Raw genomic sequence first — 20,698 nt, forward strand, 5'->3', positions numbered from 1 at the left:
ATGAAAATGTCAGTAAGTTTCAAACGCAAACTAGGGCAAACCCTGACCTATCTCTATCTGATTGCCCTGTCTATTATTATCATCTATCCTCTCTTGATTACCATTATGTCTGCCTTTAAGTCAGGGAACGTGGTAGCCTTCAAGTTAGAACCGATAGCACTTACCTTGGACAATTTCAAGGGACTCTTTACCGAAACTCTCTACGGTACCTGGTACCTCAACACGCTGATTATCGCGGTTTTGACAATGCTTATCCAAACCAGTATAGTGGTACTAGCGGGATACGCTTACAGTCGCTATAATTTCATCGCTCGTAAGCAGAGTTTGGTCTTCTTCCTTATTATTCAAATGGTGCCAACCATGGCCGCTCTGACAGCCTTCTTCGTTATGGCCCTCATGCTCAATGCACTCAACCAAAGCTGGTTCCTCATCTTCCTCTATGTTGGTGGTGGTATCCCGATGAACGCTTGGCTCATGAAAGGCTACTTCGATACGGTGCCAATCTCTCTGGATGAATCTGCAAAACTGGACGGTGCTGGTCACTTCAGACGTTTCTGGCAAATCGTTCTGCCATTGGTACGCCCAATGATTGCCGTACAAGCACTCTGGGCCTTCATGGGACCATTTGGAGATTACATCCTCTCCAAATTCTTGCTTCGTGAAAAAGAATTCTATACTGTTGCCGTTGGTCTGCAAACCTTCATCTCAGATGTGAAAAACCTCAAGGTTGCCTATTTTGCAGCAGGGGCTGTTCTCATCGCCCTCCCAATCAGTATTCTATTCTTCTTCCTACAAAAGAACTTTGTATCTGGTTTAACTAGCGGTGGTGATAAGGGGTAGTACCTTATCCCACCTTTTCCCTTTTTCGGTCATATCCTTTGCCTTGACTTGATTGAGAAACCAAGGCTGTTCAGATACAGACTCAACCATAGACACTTCTTCCTAGAAAGGACACTCCATGCTGCCCTATCCATTTTCTTATTTTTCCAGTATTTTCTCTGCTAGGAAAATGTTTGACAACCGTCGCTTGCTGACTCTCTGGCAGCGTCTCTTTACAACCGTCTTTTTGGTGGCCCTATTGGTCCTGCCGACTTCCTTACAGACCTTGAGTCTAGAAAACTATCCGTTGGACAATTTTGTCGAGGGTGTTTATGCACCCCTGACAGACCAGGTGGTCGAGGATTTACAGCAACATAGCCAGCTGGAAAACAATCAATTGACCTACACAGGACAGGGCATTTCAGACCAAATCACCTTTGGCAATCAAGTCAGCCAGAGCCCGGATTTTTCCTATCAATTTGGCCAGGACACGCTGACCATTCGCAAGGGCAGCAATACCTTGGCTGAGCTGGGTTACACAGGCATGACCGCCGATGATTTTTCTAGTAAGGAAAAGCTAACCAAGGCCATCTCTAAAAATTGGTACCAGGCAAACAAGGCTTTGATTGGGCTGGGTATCAGTCTGGTATCAAGCTTTATCTTGGCAGCCAATCTACTCTTTATCCTCTTGGGGGCCAGTCTCTTTCTCTATCTGACCAAGAAATCTCGTTTCTTCCACTTTGAAACCTTCAAGGAGTGCTATAACTTCGCCCTGAATTGCCTGGGTGTGCCAAGTCTGATTGCCTGCTTGATTGGACTCTTTGGTCAACCTGTAACGACTATCTTAACCATTCAAAACATCCTCTTTGTCCTCTGTCTCTTGTGGGTATTTTTCAAAACAAAATTCCGTAATCAACTTTAGGAGGTTCCTATGCGTGCAACCATCAAGGACGTAGCCAAACTGGCTGGTGTGTCGCCGTCTACGGTGACCCGCGTCATCCAAAACAGCTCTGCTATTTCCCAAAAAACCAAGGACAGCGTCCGAAAGGCCATGGCCGAGCTCAACTATCATCCCAATCTCAATGCCCGCAGTCTGGTGTCGTCTTATAGCCAGGTTATCGGGCTGGTGCTGCCGGATGACTCCGATGTTTTCTACCAAAACCCCTTCTTTCCAACTGCTTTGCGGGGGATTTCTCAAGTGGCAGCCGACCACAACTATGCCATTCAGATTTCGACTGGTAAAAATGAAGAGCAGCGCTTAGAGGCTATTTCTCAAATGGTCTACGGCAGGCGGGTAGACGGCTTAATTTTCCTCTACTCCAAGCCAGACGATCCACTGGTCCAATTGGCTATCCAGCACAAGTTCCCTTTCCTCATCCTGGGTAAGGCCGACTCGCCCTTCATTTCCCTGGTCGACAATGATAATATCCAGGCAGGCTTTGAGGCTACCAATTATTTCATCAACAAGGGCTACAAGAATATCGCCTTCATGGCTGGTAACAAGGAATTGGTCGTATCCCAAGACCGCTATACTGGCTATAAAAATGCCCTTAAATCTCATCATATCCCTCTGGATGAAAACAAGGTTCGCTTTGTATCTGGTTTCTTGCTGGAGGATTCATCCTACAAGATTTCCAAGAAACTGCTCAAGCAGGATATTGACGCCATTGTGACCACCGATACCATGGTGGCCGAAGGGATTGTCAAGTATCTCAAGGAAGTCGGGCAGCAGCTGCCCATTATTTCCTTTGACTCTGTCAAACCTAAACTAGATATCGAGGCCTATGTGGACGTCCACGCTATCCAGCTGGGACGTGAAGCTTTTGACACTCTCCACCAGATTATCAACGACAGCAAGGAAGACAAGCTGGTCTGCTACCGCAGAGTCATTCCGCACACTATCACTGAACTTTGATTTAGAAAGGAGCCTTTTGGCTCATGGCATTACGACAATTTCAAGCATTTTTAAACGACCAAACCAACATTCGCTTGGTCATGGAAAAACGATTCGACTCTGAAGAGATGAATTTCTCCCTGGAGTCTGACAAAGTTTCTTTTCGACTTCCTATCCAATCTGTAGAGGAAGAGGGTGAGCTGGTTATCTACCACTTGACCAGTCCACAGGGACTGGACTTTGACCAGGACTATCACATCTACGATCAGGACCGAAATCAGGCTGAATTAGGCTACGGTCAGATTGTCCGCTCTGCTATTTTTGAAAAAAACTTTACCTATACCGGTAGGGACTTGGGGGCGACCTATAGCCCGCAATCGACCACCTTCAAGCTGTGGGCACCTATTTCCAAGCAGGTCTTTCTGGTGCTGGAGGGAAGACCGCACGCTATGGAAAAGGCTGAAAAGGGGGTCTGGCAGGTGACGGTAGAGGGCGACCTTGAAGGCTCTAGCTACCACTATCTGCACAAAGTCAATGGCCAGTGGGTATCTGTCCACGACCCTTATGCTCTGTCCTCTAAGGCCAATTCTGGCGACAGCTATGTTATCGACCTAGGCAAGCTCAAAAAGCCGACACGCGCCAAGACCCAACGTCCCATTTCGCAGGCTATTGTCTATGAGATGAGTGTCCGTGACTTTTCCCAGCAGAAAGAAGCTGGTTTCCAACACCCTGGGAAGTTCAAGGGCTTGACGGAATCACCTGTCCTTGATGGTATGAACTTTGGGATGGACTACATCAAACAGTTGGGCGTGACCCACGTCCAGCTCCTGCCAGTCTATGATTTCGGTAGCGTAGATGAAAATCAACCACAAGCTGTTTACAACTGGGGCTACGACCCTGTCCAGTACAATCTACCAGATGGTTCCTTTACCAGCCAGCCAAATGATCCTTACGCCCGCATTGTGGAGCTCCAAGAGGCTATCCAGGCCTATCACGATGCCGATATTTCTGTCATCATGGACGTGGTCTACAACCATGTCTACCATGCTGAAGAATACGCCTTTGAACGCACTGTTCCCGGTTATTTCTACCGCTATGATGAAAATGGCAAGCGGACAGACGGTACCTTCTGTGGCAATGATGTGGCCAGCGAGCGCAGTATGGTTCGCAATTATATCAAGCAATCCCTCCACCAATGGTTGGCAATCTACGGTTTTGACGGATTCCGCTTTGACCTGATGGGTATTTTGGATATCGAAACCATTAACCAAATCCAAGCGGAACTGTCCAGCCTTCATCCCAATGTCTACCTCTATGGTGAAGGGTGGAAGATGGCAACTGGTCTAGACTATGAAAAACTAGCTCATCAGTACAATGCAGATCAGCTCCCAGAAGTGAGTTTCTTCAACGATGACTTTCGTGATACCTTCAAGAAGGTCTTGCTCAATCCGCAGCGTTTGGTAGACAAGCAACTCCATGAGAAAATTCAGCATCTATTGACCGGCAGTCATTATAGTCACTTCTTGACACCGCAGCAGTCTCTCAACTACATCGAGTGCCATGACAATGCGACCGCCTTTGACTATTGCCATATTGAAAATCCGGACTGGACCACGTCCCAGCAAAAACGAGCTGCCAGTTTTGGGCTCCAATTGGTTCTCATTTCTCAAGGAATGGCCTTTATTCATAGTGGACAAGAATTCTTCCGTACCAAAGATGAGATTGAAAATAGCTACAATGTTCCAGATGCCATTAACCGACTGGACTGGACACGGGCCGTTCGTTACCAGGAGCACATAGAATTTATCCAGGATTTGATTGCCTTTCGCAAGGAAAATCCTACACTCAGCCTGGATGACTATCAGACAATTTCAACTGCCTGCGAGTTTTTCTGGCTGACAGAATTTGTCCTCCGCTATACGGTCAAAACTGAAGAGAAGACTATTCAATTCATTATCAATTTTTCAAATAGTGATTTCACATTTGAAAAGGACACAGATACGACCGTCCGCTTCAACTTCCCTCCTCTTGGGGACAAAAAGGCCCAGCAAATCACGCTGGCCGGACAAAGTATTTGTGTCTTAGAAGATGAAAAATAGGACCTGAGACCGATTTCATTTTGGATAAACTCGGTTATACTATAAACAATCCTAAATATTTTTCATATCTCCTTAGAAATCACCAGCGAAAGTTGGTGGTTTTTGTGTTTTTGAAAACAAGAAAACCCAGCCAAACAGCTGAGTTTCAGGCTTATTTTTCAAGCAAGGCCAAAATTTTCTGACCAATACGCTCGACATCATTAGGCATGCCCCGAAGTTCAAAATTATCGATAACAGGAAATCCAAATCGCTCTGCATATTGCTTGGCTGTCAGACAGTATTGATTGTTAAAATTACGGTTTCCGGAGCCAACGACGCCCAGGCAACGCTCTGCATTACCACCGAAGGCGATAAAATCTCCCAGAGGATTGGTCAGAATTTCGACATCGCCGTTGTCAACGCCATTGCCACCCTCCAAATAAGTCGGCAAAAAGGCAACAAAGGGCGCATCCAGGCTATAAAAGGGAATATCCTGCTTGACCAGATCCTTGATATGCACCAGCTCGATAGACAAATTCGTCTGGAACTGGAAGAAAGCCTTGAGACGCTTGACAAAGCTATCCGTATTGCCACTGAGGCTGATATAAACCAGATACAATTTTTCGGTCATAGCTACTCACTTTCTACAAAATTACCGATAATATTGACATTGTCCGCCACGGAAACAAAGGCCCGCGGGTCAGTTTTCTTCATAATTTGCTTAAATTCATTAAACTCCGCACGGGTAATAATGGTAATGAGGACCGTCTTTTGTTCGTGCTGATAGGCACCCTCGGCACCCTTGATAATAGTCACACCCCGATGAAGTTTCTTCTGAATCATCTTGGTCACACGGTCGGGATGACTAGTGATAATCATGGCCTGCATCCGCTTTTGCTTAACAAAAATCGCATCGGTCATCCGACTGGAGATAAAAAGGGACACCATGGAATACAGGGCAAACTTCCAGCCAAAAGTCATGCCAGCAATCAGCATAATCAGGATATTGACCATAAGAGAGATAGAGCCAACCTGCCGGCCCGTCTTCTGACGAATGATGATAGAAATAATATCTGTAGCGCCAGAGGACACATTATTGCGCAGGGCAAATCCAATCCCTGTCCCCAGCATAAGTCCACCAAAAATAGCATTGACCAGAGGATCAGTTGTCAGAGTAACCGACGGCATAAACTGGATAAAGAGGGAACTAAAGGTTACTGTGATAAAGGTAAAAATTGTAAACTTGTAGCCAATCTTATACCAGGCCAGTAACAGCAAGGGGATGTTAAGACCATAATAGACCACCGCAATAGGCAAATACCAGCCAAGATAAGTCTCCACAAGAGCTGATGCAATCTGGGCCAGGCCCGTCACACCAGACGAATAGACATTTCCCGGACGAAAGAAAAAATTGACTGCAATACTAGATAGGAGCCCATAGATAATGGACCCCGATATCCGTTCTGCATACTTTTCACGCGAAATCCCTGACAGAACCGACCAAAACTTATTCTTTCTGGCCTTTCTTAAGAAAAGAACACGTAGTTTTCTGAAAAATTTATTCATTTTCAAGTTGGATGTTTAATGCTAATTCCTCTAATTGAGCCTTTGCAACCGTGCTTGGTGCTTGTGTCATCGGATCAGACGCCTTGTTGTTCTTCGGAAAGGCGATGACTTCACGAATATTGTCCTCACCAGCTAAGAGCATGACAAAGCGGTCCAAACCGATAGCTAAACCACCATGTGGTGGGAAACCGTAGTCCATAGCCTCTAGCAGGAAACCAAACTGCTCATGTGCCTCTTCTGCTGAGAAACCAAGTGCCTTGAACATACGTTCCTGCATCTCTTTTTGATTAATCCGGAGACTACCGCCACCGAGTTCATAACCGTTGAGAACAATATCATAGGCAACGGCACGAACCTGGGCCAAATCACCATCCAAGTGATGAGCGGTTTCTTCCGTTGGCAAGGTGAATGGGTGGTGGGCAGACATAAAACGTCCTTCTTCTTCCGACCATTCAAACATTGGCCAATCAACAATCCAGAGGAAGTTGAACTTACTCTCATCAATCAGACCTTGCTCTTTAGCCAGGCGATTACGGAGTGCACCAAGCGTATTATTAGCAACTTCCAGCTCATCCGCTACGAAAAGTACCAAGTCCTTGTCAACCAACTGTAAAGAAGCCGTCAAGTCAGCTGTAATGTCTGTCAGGAACTTGGCAACTGGTCCGGTGAGCTCACCATTATCTACCTTGACCCAAGCCAATCCCTTGGCACCAAACTGTTTGGCATATTCTGTCAGCTTATCAATGTCCTTACGAGAATAGCTATCCGCCGCACCCTTGACCACAATGGCTTTGACAACTGGTGTTTCTGAGAAGACTTTGAAGTCAACTTCCTTGACAAGTTCTGTCAAGTCTTGCAAAAGCATTTCAAAACGAGTATCCGGCTTGTCTGAACCGTAGAAGTTCATAGCATGGTCATAGGCCATACGAGGGAATGGCAAGGTCAACTCAATCCCTTTGGTATCTTTCAAGACCTTAGCAATCAGTCCTTCTACGATGTCTTGAATCTCAACTTCATTCAAGAATGAGGTTTCTAAGTCCACCTGTGTAAACTCAGGTTGACGGTCCCCACGCAAATCTTCATCACGGAAACACTTAACGATTTGGTAGTAGCGGTCAAAACCTGCATTCATCAAGAGCTGTTTGGTAATCTGTGGACTTTGTGGAAGGGCATAGAAATATCCCTTGGACACACGAGATGGCACCAAGTAATCACGCGCCCCTTCTGGTGTTGACTTGGTCAGCATCGGTGTTTCCACATCGATAAACTCCAACTCGTCCAAGTAGTTACGGATGCTGTGGGTGACAGCTGCACGGAGCTTGAAATTATTGAGCATCTCTGGACGACGAAGGTCTAAATAACGGTAACGCAAGCGGGTATCATCACTAGCCTCAATACCGTCCTTGATTTCAAATGGAGTGGTCTTGGCTGTATTGAGAACTGTTAGGCGAGTTACCTGCATCTCTACGGCACCTGTCGGTAGGTTACTATTTTCCTGCTCACGCGCCACGACAGTGCCTGTCACTTCGATAACATATTCACTACGGAGGCTTTCAGCAGTCGCCATCAGGTCAGCATCCACTAGCTCTGGATTGATAACCAACTGCATAATTCCTTCACGGTCACGCAAGTCAATGAAAATCAGTCCACCCAGGTCACGACGGCGACCAACCCAACCTTTCAAAGTTATTTCCTGTCCGACATGCTCCTTACGAACACGTCCCGCATACATGCTACGTTCCATAATATTCCTCTTTATTTCACTATTTATTCTTTAATATACCTATTCATTCTACCATAAAATGGCTGATTTTTGGGAGAAATTGCCGAGAAAAATCGAAAAACCAGCCCTAGTTGACTGGTTTACGGTATAACATATCCAAATGTGGGATATCATCCTCCAAATATACTTCAGAAATAGGTTCGAAGCCAAGCGATTGATAGAATTTTTCCAAATAGGCTTGGGCCCCGATTTTAATCTGACTTTCCTTCCACTCGGTTATAATGTAAGCGATAGCTTTCTCCATCATTGGCCGACCCAATCCTTTACCACGATGGCTTGGCTTGATGACCACACGACCGATGGAAACTTCATCATAACTTAGACCAGCTGGCAAGATTCTCAAGTAAGCTACTAACTCTCCTTCATCAGTTCCCAAAAGATGAAGACAGTTTGGATCCTTTCCATCAACTTCAGGATAGGGACAAGCTTGTTCTACAACAAAGACATCCATTCGCAGTGTCAAGATGCTGTAAAGCTCCTGTAAACTTAATTGGTCAAAGGCCTTGATTTCCCAATTCATATCCCCTCCTAAGGCAAGAAATTGCCTGCACTCTTGTAAATATCGTACCATTCTGGTCGAGTTAGGATAAGCTGGCTAGCCTGGGCAATCTTTTTCAGGCGGTCTGGATTCATAGAGCCAACTATGGTTTGAATGGTAGCTGGATGGCGTAATATCCAGGCAACAACAATGGTTTCATGTGAAACATGGTACCGCTCTGCTATTTCCTCAAGGGTGCGATTGAGCTCTGTATAGTCTGGATGGTTAGCAAAAATCCCCTTTTGTAGGTCAATCAAGAAGGGTGACCAAGCCTGAATAGTGACTTTTTTGAGCTGGCAATAATCAATCAGTCCACCATCCCGCATCGTAGCCACATCATCTTTCATATTGACATGGAGACCCGCATCAATCAGAGGCGTATGGGCAGGCGACAACTGGAGTTGATTCACAGCCAAGGGCTTATCCAAATAGGACTGGAGCAGTTCCATCTGGTAAATATTCTGGTTGCTGACGCCAAAATGGCGAACCTTACCGGCTTTTTCTAGCAAATAGAAGGCCTCAGCTACCTCCTCTGCTTCCATCAAAGCATCCGGTCGGTGCAAACATAGCACATCCAGATAGTCCGTATCCAAGCGCTCTAAAATCCCATCAACCGACTGCAAAATATAGTCTTTTGAAAAATCAAAATAGCCCTTGCGGATACCGCATTTGGACTGGAGAATGATGTCCTCGCGCCTGATACCCAGCTCCTTCATGGCAGAGGCAAAGCGGATTTCCGATTGACCGCCACCATAAATATCGGCATGATCGAAAAAGTTTATTCCCTCTTCCAGACTGGTCTCTAAGACCCTACTAGCTTCCTGATCTGACAGGGCTACCATGCGCATACAGCCCAAGGCAATCCGTGATACCTGTAAACCTGTTTGTCCTAATTCTTGCATTGGATACTCCTTTTGAAAACGTTTTTCTATTCCCATTATAGCACAAAAGCCGACAAATGCCGGGTTTTGCAAATCTATGAACAAGTTTTGCACAAACTGTGGAAAACTTGTGTAAAAATGACATTTTCTGTGGAAAACTAGGGTTTCATTTCCAAAAAAACCTTCTCCACATCCCTTTCTTGACTTCGTAAAAAGATATGTTCGGCATAATCATAAAGGAAACTCTTCGGATTGACCTTGCTTAACTCCTTATAAGCCTGGCTGGGATAAACATCCTTTGCCAACCAATTCTGGTCAATCTTTTCACCAGAAAAGTAAGCGCGATTGACTGGTACCATAAACTGAGAAATACTCTCCGCAACCTCCGTAGAGTACCAACCCTCATCGTGCATCATCCGGTGGACCATAATGTCGCTACTATTGTCAAAAACAGACTGCATATGAGCTGTTAATTCACGTAAATCTGGATTTGTAGGCTGAGCTTTTTTTGCCCAAAAAGCCGTATCCAATTGCCCTTTTTGATAATCTAAGCCAGACTTATCCACAGTCACCTGACCTATTACAGCAGGATAGACTGAAAAGGCTCCGTTCACCACCTCAGTATAAGTGGTCTTTCCAAGGTCCTCTGAAACAATGTTCTGGGCATGCGTATGACCAGAAAAACCAAATTGAACCCCATAGCGATCCAATAGCCGCTTGACATCTAGCATATTATCCAGAGTATAGCCTTTGGACAGCATGTGGTGCTGCCGAAGGACATTGTGGTGAACAACTGGAAGGGCCTGCACACCAGCCTCTTCAGCCGCCTGCAACTGCTCCTCCATCCAGTCTAGCGTCTCCTTCTTGATACGACCATTGGTCTTTGGACCTCCTTTTCCCATCCCATCGCTGTAGATATTGGAATCCAGCATGATAAACCACAGATTAGAAGAAACCTTGCTCAAATAACTAAGAGAATAGGTATCGCGATTGGCCGCTTGATTATAACCAAAATCTGCAAAAATCTCCGCAAAATCCTTATGGGAAACCTGAGCAACCACTTCCTGATGGTCTCCCTTAAAGGCGCGCGCCCAGCCACTGGCTATATCATGATTTCCGGGTATCACCTGCACCTGGGTACCAGCTTTCTCCATCTTCCCAAAATACTCCGCCAACTCCAGCATGCTCTGCTTTTCACCATTGAGGGTCAAATCTCCACTGACCAGCAAATGCTTGGGCTTATCCCGTTTGACCTGCTCCAAAAGAGCATCCATCCGCTCTTTTCCATAGCGGAGCTCCTTACCAGCAGCCGTCTTTTCGATATAGGAGAAAGCCTCGCCAGTATCAAATAAAGTTGGTGACAGATAATGGATATCACTGATAATCCAAATTTGATCCTCCTTGGTCAAATTTCGATTCGGATATGCAACGACCTGCTGTTGAGTAGTGAAGTTCAAAATTAAAAAAATACTGAGCAACAAACCAGCTAAGATTATCATTTTCTTCATAGTCCCAGTATATCACTGATAACATTTACCAACAAGAAAAGGCTCCTAAGAACCTTTTCAAATTGAAAAATCAGTTTAACTTCGTCATTATTTTGCAAACTCTGCTGCCTTCATACCTGCCTGACGGCCAAATACGATAATGTCCGCCACCGCATTACCACCAATACGGTTTTGGCCGTGAACACCACCAGTAACTTCTCCAGCAGCATAGAGTCCTGTAATCGCTGAACCATCTGTCTTCAATACTTCCGCGTTTGTATTAATTTTCACACCACCCATTGTATGGTGAACGCCAGGTGCTACTTTAATTGCATGATAAGAACCTGTATTCAAAGCATTGTCCATACCAGATGTACGACCAAACGCTGCATCATTTTTATCAGCTACAGCCTTATTCCACACATCAAGTGTAGCTTGTAGTTTATCAGCCGGAACACCAATTTCCTTAGCTAAGTCTGCTAGAGTAGCACCAGTTTTCACAAGGCCTTTTTCTTCATACTGTGCAATTGCCTTCACACGTTCTTTTAAAGCGTCGTCAAAAATGACATAGGCATGGTTTGGATCCAAGGCATTGATGGCCGCTGAAACTTTATCTCGAGTTTCCAATTCATTAACGAAGCGATCACCATTTGCATCGACAAGAATAGCACCTTCCCCACGAACAGCTTCCGTAATCAAGTAAGAAGTTTCTTGCTCTACAGTTGGGTGAATTTGGATTTGTTCCATATCAACTGTTGCTGCACCTTTTGATTCAGCAAGAGCAATGCCATCACCAGTTGAACCTTCTTGGTTGGTCGTCACGTACCCCTCCAATGCTGGATTTAATTTGGCAACCATCTCTAAATCCGCGCCAAAACCACCTGTAGCTAACACTACTGCCTTAGCTGAAATTTTCTTGGTTTCACCAGCAATCTCAACTTCAACACCTGTTACTGCTCCATCTTCCTCTTGTAATTTGGTAACATTTGCATTGACAAAAATAGGTACTTCACGTTCCACAAGGTTATAGTATAATCCATTTACTAAATAACCTCCGACAGCTGAACCATCTGCTGGACGGTGTGTACGTTTTTCACTCATACCACCTGTAGTAGTCAAGTTACTAAGAGTAATACCCAACCCATCCAACCAGTCAATCGCACTAGCTGAATTGTCGACAAGATAACGAAGCAATTCGGGATCGTTTGTTCCCTTACCACCCTTCAAAGTTTCTTCATAAAATTTATCATTGGAATCAGCAATTCCTTCTGCTTCCTGGAATTTGGTTTGAGAAGCATTCATGCCGGCTGATGATTTAGCAGTATTACCACCAATAACTGGCATTTTTTCTAATAGTACTACGCTAGCACCTGCATCTTTTGCTGAAATTGCAGCAGACATCCCTGCTCCACCAGAACCAACTACGACAACATCATAGCTGTCTTTCAATTCGGATGGATCCGTATATTCACGTTGTGACGCACCTGAAACAGCTTCTTCTTTTGAAGATGATTCTGTTGTGCTTGAAGAAGAGGTAGATGTAGCTGTTTTCTCAGCCTTACCACCACATGCGACTAAAAATAGAACTGCAACTAGGCTAAAAAGCAAGCCTAACCAAGTTTTCTTTTTCATAAACTCCTCCGATTTGTTATGATATTCACATTATACCATTTTGTGAAAGAGTTTTCAATTGTTTTTGAGATCATTTTCACAAAATTTTGAAATGATTTTTGATTTACATGAAATAAAATGCACAAGCTAGATAGCCTGTGCATTATACTTATTCTGAGAGCAATTGCAGAAATTGTGTGATTTCTTCTTTAGTGGCCTGGCTACCTTTTTGAAGAAAGGCGGACAGTTTACCGTCCTTAAAATAGGTCAGACTTGGAACTGTTTTAATCCCACTGGCCTGACGGAAAAGCTCCAATTTTCCAGTTGGATCCTCCTCACTATCAATGTAAAGGACTGGAATCTCCGTTTCCTTAGCAGCCTGATGCAATTTTGGAACAAAGGCACGACAATAAGGACAAGTCTCGCGACCAATATAGAGAATAAAGTCTTCATCCGTCCCTAATTTCTCTTCCAAATCCTCAATACTAATTTCCTGAAAATCTTTTACTGCCTTTGCATAATCAGACTCAGCTACAGCTGGTTGGCTAATTTGACCAACGAAGAACCAGATAGCAGCAATCCCCAGGACTGCCAGCAAGACAGCGACAAGATACTTACGCCACATAAGAACCTCCTAAACATACACAAAAAGCCCATAAACAGGGCTTTGAAGATATAGAATATCTTAGAGCATTTTGTTGTAGAATTCTACGACAAGGGCTTCGTTGATTTCTGGGTTGATTTCATCGCGTTCTGGCAAGCGAGTTAATGAACCTTCAAGTTTGTCAGCATCGAATGATACGAAAGCTGGACGACCAAGAGTTGCTTCAACTGCTTCGCGGATAGCTGGAACGTTCAATGATTTTTCACGAACTGAGATTACTTGACCAACTTCAACGCGGAATGATGGGATATCAACACGTTTACCATCAACAAGGATATGACCGTGGTTTACAAATTGACGAGCTTGACGACGAGTAGTTGCCAAACCAAGGCGGTAAACAACGTTGTCCAAACGACGTTCCAAAAGGAGCATGAAGTTGAAACCAACTGTACCTTGTTTAATTTTAGTAGCTTGTACGAACAAGTTACGGAATTGTTTTTCACCTAAACCATAAGAGAAACGCAATTTTTGTTTTTCAGCCAATTGCAAACCGTATTCTGACAATTTAGAACGGTTGTTTGGTCCGTGTTGACCTGGTACGTAGTTACGACGTGCCAATTCTTTACCTGTACCTGTCAATGACAAGCCAAGACGACGAGCTTGTTTCCAAGATGGTCCTGTATAACGTGACATTTGTTATGTCCTCCTAAAATAATTATTATTGTAGGAAATAACGTTTTAAGCAAACCTGATTCGTGCAGGAGGCCTTCATCGAAACAGCAACGATTACTCTTCTTGCTGACCTTCTGTTGACGAGCTTCATTTTGCCCTGCTGTTATTTCGCACAAAGAATAGTATAGCACAGAAAAAAGGCTCTGTAAAGCCTTTTGTTGCGATTAGTCCAAATAATGAATCAAAATCTTCTCCGTCAAGATGTCTGAGTAGGTATAAGATTCCACAAAGGTATTGTTGGGATCCTCATACTCCACAATAAAGAGTGACTGATAGACCTCGATAATCCGACCTTGCTTGTTTTTTTCACGCTTACGCCCATTCTCCAGGGTCAATTCCACAATTTGCCCTTCATGGTCCTTAATATCCTGTTTGATTTGCTTCATCTTGGCAACATCTGTAAATGCATCACTCATTCTCTATCCATCCTCTCTCTTGGAAATACTTGCAAATTTATTGTATTCTTTTTGGAACATGAGTTCCACAGTACCACGCGCACCCGAACGGTTTTTCTCTATGATAACCTCGACCGTATTGTTTGGAATGCCACCATCTTCTTGCTCTCCGCGTTCATAATAATCATCACGGTAGAGGAAGGCAACAATATCCGCATCCTGCTCAATCGAACCCGATTCACGAATATCAGAAAGAACTGGACGTTTGTCCTGCCGTTGCTCAACTCCACGAGATAGCTGACTGAGGGCAATGACCGGCACTTTCAATTCCTTGGCCAGAATTTTCAGCTGACGGGAAATCTCCGAAACCTCTTGTTGTCGGTTTTCGCGACCAGTCCCTGTAATCAACTGCAAATAGTCAATCAAAATCAGACCGAGATTGCCGGTTTCTTGGGCCAATTTCCGCGACCGCGAGCGAATTTCGGTAATCTTGATACCTGGAGTATCATCAATATAGATACTTGCTCGAGCCAAATTAGCTTGAGCTACCATATACTTGTTCCACTCTTCTTGAGTCAAGTGACCCGTACGAATGGCACGCGAATTGATAACCCCTTCCGAGGCCAGCATACGGTCCACCAAGCTCTCTGCACCCATTTCCAAAGAAAATATGGCGACGGTCAAGCCTAGCTTGGTCCCGATATTTTGCGCGATATTGAGGGCAAAAGCCGTTTTCCCCACCGCAGGACGGGCCGCAAGGATAATCAACTCTTCCTCGTGGAGTCCTGTCGTCATTGCATCCAGTGCAGGATAGCCCGTCGCAATCCCCGTAATGTCCGAAGTCTGCTTGGCACGGGTTTCCAGATTATCAAAGTTGATATTGAGGACATCGTCAATCCGTTTGAAACCGCTACGGCTAGCTCCTTCGCTGACATCAATCAGGGCCTTCTCCGCATTGGCAATAATATCATCCGACCCGTCAGCTCCATCGTAGGCCTGATTAACAGCCTCTGTCAGACGAGCAATCAACTTACGCAGGTTAGATTTCTCAGCGACAATCTTGGCATAGAACTCCGCATTGGCCGCCGTCGGTACCGAACTGATAATCTCTGCCAAATAAGCCAAGCCACCGATATTTTCCAAGTCACCATGATTGACCAAGTAGTTACGCATAGTGGTCGCATCAATGGCCTCATTCTTGTCCGCCAACGCAATCATTGCCTTGAAAATCAGCTTATGGGCGTGCTTGAAAAAGTCTTCAGCCTCGATATACTCACGGACAAAGACCAGCTTGCCCTCGTCTAGGAAAATGGCACCCAACACCGACTGTTCCGCCAAAATATCCTGGGGCTGTACCCTCAATTCGTCTAATTCTGCCAAGATTTCACCTCCTCACCAATATGACTAAAAATCAAATAGTTTAAGCCTCTTTGATACTCAAATTGATGACGCCTGTTACATCCTGGTAGATTTTCACAGGAACATCAATCAAACCCAAGGCACGAATTGGGTGGTCCAATTGAATATGACGCTTGTCAATCTTGATACCAAATTGTTTTTCTAATTCCTCCGCAATCTTCTTGCTGGTAATAGAGCCGAAGGTACGTCCGTCTGGACCCACTTTTTCGACAAATTTGACCAAGGTAGCTTCCTCAGCCAGCTTTGCCTTGATGGCTTCTGCTGCTGCAACTTGCTCGGCATGGGCTTTTTCTTTTGATTTTTCTTGACCACGCAGGGCACTGATAGCCTGGGTAGTTGCCTCTTTGGCTAAGTTTTTCTTAATCAAAAAGTTTTGGGCATAGCCTGTTGGCACTTCCTTGATTTCGCCTTTTTTTCCTTGACCTTTTACGTCTGCTAAAAAGATAACTTTCATCTATTCTCTCCTAACTTTCACTAAGTTCCTGACGAATCGTATCCGTCAATTTATCATAGACTTGATCCATTGTAAGGTCGTAGACTTGGGCTGCAGCCAGGTTAAAGTGACCGCCTCCGCCCATTTCTTCCATAATCCGCTGGACATTGATTTTACTGTGGCTTCTTGCAGAAATCGCCACATAACCTTGGGTATTTTCCGTCAGAACAAAGACTGCCTCAATGCCTGCCATATTCAAAATTGTATCCGCCGCCTTACTTGGAACAACTGTATCGTACTTGGTTCCTTCCTTGCCACGTGCAATGACGATTTGGGGTTCAAACCGCTGTCCTTGCAAAATCAGCTCGTTAATCTGACGGTATTCATCAAATTCTGTCGCTGAAATCTGCTGAATTTCCAGACTATCACTACCGCGAGTACGCAGATAGCTAGCCACATCGAAGGTCCGACTGGTCACGCGCGAGGTAAAATTCTTGGTGTCCAGCATAATCCCCGCCATCAACAAGCTTGACTGAAGACGATTAAGCTTGTGGCGCTTGTCATTCTGGAATTGAATAAGCTCTGTCACCAACTCACTGGCTGAACTTGCACCACTCTCGATATAGGTCAAGATAGCATTATCAGGGAAATCCGTATCTCTACGATGGTGGTCTACGACTATAACCTGGGTAAACAAATCATACAATTCCTTATCCAAGGTCAAGCCAATCTTAGAATGATCCACCATGATCATCAGAGAGTGGGAAGTAACCATCTGCTTGGCTTCTTGAATTGTAAGCAGGTTCGAACAATTCTCATCGCTCAATTTTTTTATCGCACGAACAATATCCGGGGACATCTCATCGGGATTATAGACCGTATAGGCATTGTTCATGATATTTTGCGCAAAATACTGCATCCCAACAGAGGAGCCCAGAGCATCCATATCCAAGTTTCGATGTCCGACTACAAACACCGCATCGACTGACTTGAGCTTATCAGACACCGCTGTCATCATGGCACGAGTACGGGTACGAGTACGTTTGACAGATGATGCTGAGCCGCCACCAAAAAAGAGCGGTTGTTTACGGTCGTCATTTTCTTTGACAACAGCCTGGTCACCACCACGGACCTCTGCCATGTTCAAATTTTGCAGGGCAACTTGACCAATTTGATGATGGTTGGTTGTCCCGTAAGCCAAACCCATACTAAGAGTTAGACTTAATTCTAACTTTTTAGCCTCTTCACGAAACTTGTCAATGACCGAAAATTTATCTTCAATTAAACTTTCCAAAACACCGTAGTCCGTGAAAAAATAGAAACGATCCATAGAACCACGGCGGTAGTAAATGCCATAACCATTACAAAAATCGGACACAAACTGAGCCAAGAAAGAATTGACCTGGCTAATCTGAGAATCCGTTATTGTATCCTCCAGCTCATCATAGTTATCCACCGAAATGATCCCGATAACTGGTCGACTGCCAATCAAACTATTGGTTGCAGAATATTCATTGGAGACATCAAAAAAGTAAAACAAGCCCTGTTCAAAATCAACATTGACCGCATAGCGTTTTCCAGAAAAATTAGCATAAACCCTATCTTCATCTAGACCGACATCAATAATTTCACGTAGCTTTTTCTGGTCAAATTCACCATTTTCCTGAGCGAAAATCAACTCCGCAAAAGGATTAAACCACTCGACTTGATTGGTCTCTGCTTGAACCTTAATCACACCGATCGGCATCTGGTCCAAAAGCTTCATGAGACCAGAATTTGCCTGACTATTTAAATATTCAATCTGCTCCAGTTCGCTAAATTCATAGGAATGTTTCTGATAAATAAAGAGCGCAACTAAGACAATTAAGCTCAGTAAAAGCGCAAAAATTGTGAGGACGCTTGTCGGAAAAATGCGGTGAATAACAGCCACTAGTCCAAACAAAATCAGTCCAATCATGACAAAATGAATTGTCGAAAATCGAAATTTTTTCATCACTAACCTCTGACTGCCATTCTACCATAAATTACCGAAAAATTCTAGCTATGACCCTGAAATCCAAAGGAAAAAGCAGTCACAAGGACTACTTCTTATCCCTATTTTTAGCAATGGAACGACTGCGTCCTTCCAAGTAGACCATGAGAATAGAGATATCTGCTGGATTGACTCCGGAAATCCGACTGGCCTGGCCAATAGTTTCTGGTGAAATCAACTTGAATTTCTGACGAGCTTCCGTGGCAATCGAGTCAATGTCATCCCAGTCAATATCGGCTGGAATGCGTTTCTCTTCCATGCGCTTCATCTTCTCTACCTGGTCCAAGGCCTTGGCAATATAGCCCTCATACTTGACCTCTGTCTCAATCAATTCGATAGTTTTGGCGGACAAATCTTCCGCTGCCGGACCAACAAATTGGACCACATCAGCATAGGTCACATCTGGACGACGCATAAATTCTTGGGCTGTCAGAGCATCCGTCAAAGGCTTAAAGCCCATGGCCACCACTTTTTCGTTGGTTTCCTTGATTGGCTTGAGTTTAATAGACTCCAAGCGCTTCATTTCGTTGTCAAACTGGTTTTTGTGAATCTGGAAGACCTGCCAGCGTTCATCATCCACCAAGCCGACCTGACGACCAATCTCCGTCAGTCGCATATCGGCATTGTCATGACGCAAAATCAAGCGGTACTCTGCCCGACTGGTCAAGAGGCGGTAAGGCTCCACCGTTCCCTTGGTCACCAGGTCATCAATCATAACACCAATGTAGCCGTCACTTCGTTTCAAAATCAGCTCTGGCTTACCCTGTACCTTGAGGGCGGCATTGATCCCAGCGATAATTCCCTGACCTGCTGCTTCTTCATAACCTGATGTTCCGTTGGTCTGACCTGCTGTAAAGAGCCCTGAAATCTTCTTGGTTTCAAGCGTCGCCCGCAACTGGTGTGGCATGACCATATCGTACTCGATAGCATAGCCTGTCCGCATCATCTGGGCATTTTCCAAACCTTTAATAGAGTGGATCAAGTCCTGCTGCACATCTTCTGGCAGACTGGTTGACAAGCCTTGAACGTAGATCTCATCGGTGTTTCTACCCTCTGGCTCTAGGAAGAGCTGATGGCGTTCCTTATCGGCAAAACGGACAATCTTGTCCTCGATTGACGGACAATAACGTGGTCCAATCCCTTTGACAATCCCTGAGAACATAGGTGCCCGATGAAGATTGCTGTTAATAATCTCATGGCTAGTCGCATTGGTGTAGGTCAACCAGCAAGGAATCTGATCCTGCAAATAATCCTCATCCTTCGACAAGAATGAAAAGTGATTTGGCTTTTCATCGCCTGGTTGAATCTCGGTTTCTTCGTAGTTAATGGTACGAGCATTGACACGCGGTGGCGTTCCTGTTTTGAAACGACCGATTTCAAGGCCAAGTTCTTTTAGATTATCCGCCAAAGTGATAGAAGCCAAGCTATTGTTAGGCCCTGACGAATACTTGAGGTCACCGATGATAATCTCACCACGTAGGGCAGTGCCCGTCGTCACCACAACTGCCTTGGCTGAGAATTTCTGATTGGTAGCCGTACGGACACCAATCACCTTGCCCTCTTCCACCAAAATCTCATCAATCATAGTTTGACGCAGGGTCAGATTTTCCTGACGCTCCACCGTCCGCTTCATCTCTGCTGCATACTCTGCCTTATCTGCCTGAGCCCGCAAGGCACGAACAGCTGGTCCCTTGCCCATATTGAGCATTTTCATCTGGATGTAGGTCTTGTCAATGTTGCGACCCATTTCGCCACCCAAGGCATCAATTTCTCGGACCACAATTCCCTTGGCAGAGCCACCAATGGAGGGATTACATGGCATAAAGGCCACCATATCCAAGTTAATGGTCGCAAGCAGGGTCTTACAGCCCATCCGACTGGCTGCCAAGCCTGCTTCTACACCCGCATGCCCTGCTCCAATCACGATGACATCATAATTTTCTGCAAATGTGTGTGTCATGTTGTTTTCTCCTTCATATTCATAATGTGTTTAACTTGTCCACTCCAGTTTGGCAATTCTTGAGCCAAAAAAGCTGGTACGACATCTAAGTTGACAAGGTTGTCAACTTCAATCCATTCACAAAGTTGCTTCAACTTCCCTTCAATCATCTCCTTTGGCATTTCTCCAATAGGCTCTACGATAAAATGAAATTCGATATTGTGAAAATCCATGCCTTCATGTGTAAATTGATTTTCGACAACAAAAGCCAGTTGATTGACACGGCTGTCAATCCCTAATTCTTCTTTGATTTCTCGAACAGCCGCATCTGCTGCTACCTCATTGACCTCAACCGCACCACCAATGGTATAATAACGCCCCTTAGAGTCCTTCGTGAGAAATATTTTCCCATCTTTTATAATCAATGCAGTGGCACGGACACCGAAAATTTGGTTGTCAACTCTGGTTCTGAAATCCATCTTCTCTC

The 20,698-nt window shown here is 44.8% G+C and carries 19 protein-coding genes; 4 read left to right on the plus strand and 15 right to left on the minus strand.

Translation table 11 applies throughout. The annotated features are described in order from the left end of the window. The 4 genes from AB1F57_RS12775 (at position 1) to pulA (ending at position 4,812) form a co-directional block, all read left to right on the plus strand. A complete protein-coding gene (locus AB1F57_RS12775) occupies positions 1–840 on the plus strand; it encodes a sugar ABC transporter permease (RefSeq protein ID WP_105110256.1) in 840 nt (279 codons plus the stop codon). Between the two features lie 118 nt (positions 841–958). Then, positions 959–1,741: a hypothetical protein gene (locus tag AB1F57_RS12780; protein WP_105138593.1), complete on the plus strand. Its 783-nt coding sequence runs from the start codon at positions 959–961 to the stop codon at positions 1,739–1,741. Positions 1,742–1,750: 9 nt separating this feature from the next. After that, a complete protein-coding gene (locus tag AB1F57_RS12785; RefSeq protein WP_367985833.1) occupies positions 1,751–2,734 on the plus strand; it encodes a LacI family DNA-binding transcriptional regulator in 984 nt (327 codons plus the stop codon). A 23-nt stretch (positions 2,735–2,757) separates the two neighbouring features. Further along, positions 2,758–4,812 carry a type I pullulanase gene (gene pulA / locus AB1F57_RS12790; RefSeq protein ID WP_167786110.1) on the plus strand — a complete coding sequence of 685 codons (2,055 nt, stop codon included), beginning with the start codon at positions 2,758–2,760 and terminating at the stop codon, positions 4,810–4,812. A gap of 151 nt (positions 4,813–4,963) precedes the next feature. Here pulA and nrdI read toward each other — a convergent pair whose 3' ends face one another. The 15 genes from nrdI to AB1F57_RS12865 form a co-directional block, all read right to left on the minus strand. Beyond that, the gene (gene nrdI, locus AB1F57_RS12795; protein ID WP_318830910.1) at positions 4,964–5,422 is read right to left on the minus strand and encodes a class Ib ribonucleoside-diphosphate reductase assembly flavoprotein NrdI; all 459 of its coding nucleotides are present in this window, start codon (positions 5,420–5,422) and stop codon (positions 4,964–4,966) included. Between the two features lie 2 nt (positions 5,423–5,424). Beyond that, positions 5,425–6,357, minus strand: coding sequence for a YitT family protein (locus AB1F57_RS12800; RefSeq protein WP_367986364.1), 933 nt, complete (start codon positions 6,355–6,357; stop codon positions 5,425–5,427). Beyond that, on the minus strand, positions 6,350–8,101 hold the full coding sequence (gene aspS, locus AB1F57_RS12805) for an aspartate--tRNA ligase (RefSeq protein ID WP_170239260.1): 1,752 nt from the start codon (positions 8,099–8,101) through the stop codon (positions 6,350–6,352). The genes AB1F57_RS12800 and aspS overlap by 8 nt, the downstream gene beginning before the upstream one ends. Before the next feature lie 106 nt (positions 8,102–8,207). After that, entirely contained in the window at positions 8,208–8,660 is a 453-nt protein-coding gene (locus AB1F57_RS12810; RefSeq protein ID WP_170239261.1) for a GNAT family N-acetyltransferase, read from the minus strand. An 8-nt stretch (positions 8,661–8,668) separates the two neighbouring features. Beyond that, entirely contained in the window at positions 8,669–9,580 is a 912-nt protein-coding gene (locus AB1F57_RS12815; protein ID WP_174852934.1) for an aldo/keto reductase, read from the minus strand. 137 nt (positions 9,581–9,717) lie between these two features. Continuing rightward, positions 9,718–11,067, minus strand: coding sequence for a metallophosphoesterase (locus AB1F57_RS12820; protein WP_367985834.1), 1,350 nt, complete (start codon positions 11,065–11,067; stop codon positions 9,718–9,720). Between the two features lie 87 nt (positions 11,068–11,154). Further along, positions 11,155–12,678 (minus strand): flavocytochrome c, encoded by a 1,524-nt coding sequence (locus AB1F57_RS12825; protein ID WP_367985835.1) that lies wholly within the window; start codon positions 12,676–12,678, stop codon positions 11,155–11,157. A 148-nt stretch (positions 12,679–12,826) separates the two neighbouring features. Then, complete coding sequence (locus AB1F57_RS12830; RefSeq protein ID WP_367985836.1) at positions 12,827–13,282, minus strand: thioredoxin domain-containing protein; 456 nt, start codon at positions 13,280–13,282, stop codon at positions 12,827–12,829. A 60-nt stretch (positions 13,283–13,342) separates the two neighbouring features. Next, positions 13,343–13,954 (minus strand): 30S ribosomal protein S4, encoded by a 612-nt coding sequence (gene rpsD / locus AB1F57_RS12835; RefSeq protein WP_024391326.1) that lies wholly within the window; start codon positions 13,952–13,954, stop codon positions 13,343–13,345. Between the two features lie 203 nt (positions 13,955–14,157). After that, positions 14,158–14,409 carry a Veg family protein gene (locus AB1F57_RS12840; protein WP_105111313.1) on the minus strand — a complete coding sequence of 84 codons (252 nt, stop codon included), beginning with the start codon at positions 14,407–14,409 and terminating at the stop codon, positions 14,158–14,160. 3 nt (positions 14,410–14,412) lie between these two features. Further along, a complete protein-coding gene (gene dnaB, locus AB1F57_RS12845; protein ID WP_105138580.1) occupies positions 14,413–15,768 on the minus strand; it encodes a replicative DNA helicase in 1,356 nt (451 codons plus the stop codon). 40 nt (positions 15,769–15,808) lie between these two features. Next, positions 15,809–16,261 carry a 50S ribosomal protein L9 gene (rplI, locus tag AB1F57_RS12850; protein WP_105122429.1) on the minus strand — a complete coding sequence of 151 codons (453 nt, stop codon included), beginning with the start codon at positions 16,259–16,261 and terminating at the stop codon, positions 15,809–15,811. A gap of 10 nt (positions 16,262–16,271) precedes the next feature. Then, positions 16,272–18,233: a DHH family phosphoesterase gene (locus AB1F57_RS12855; RefSeq protein WP_367985838.1), complete on the minus strand. Its 1,962-nt coding sequence runs from the start codon at positions 18,231–18,233 to the stop codon at positions 16,272–16,274. 88 nt (positions 18,234–18,321) lie between these two features. Then, the gene (mnmG, locus tag AB1F57_RS12860; RefSeq protein WP_367985839.1) at positions 18,322–20,232 is read right to left on the minus strand and encodes a tRNA uridine-5-carboxymethylaminomethyl(34) synthesis enzyme MnmG; all 1,911 of its coding nucleotides are present in this window, start codon (positions 20,230–20,232) and stop codon (positions 18,322–18,324) included. Then, positions 20,229–20,690 (minus strand): NUDIX domain-containing protein, encoded by a 462-nt coding sequence (locus AB1F57_RS12865; protein WP_167786119.1) that lies wholly within the window; start codon positions 20,688–20,690, stop codon positions 20,229–20,231. The genes mnmG and AB1F57_RS12865 overlap by 4 nt, the downstream gene beginning before the upstream one ends. Positions 20,691–20,698: the final 8 nt, after the last annotated feature.

Origin of the sequence: Streptococcus nasisuis (genome assembly GCF_040836615.1) — a bacterium.
GTDB classification, from domain to species: domain Bacteria; phylum Bacillota; class Bacilli; order Lactobacillales; family Streptococcaceae; genus Streptococcus; species Streptococcus suis_V.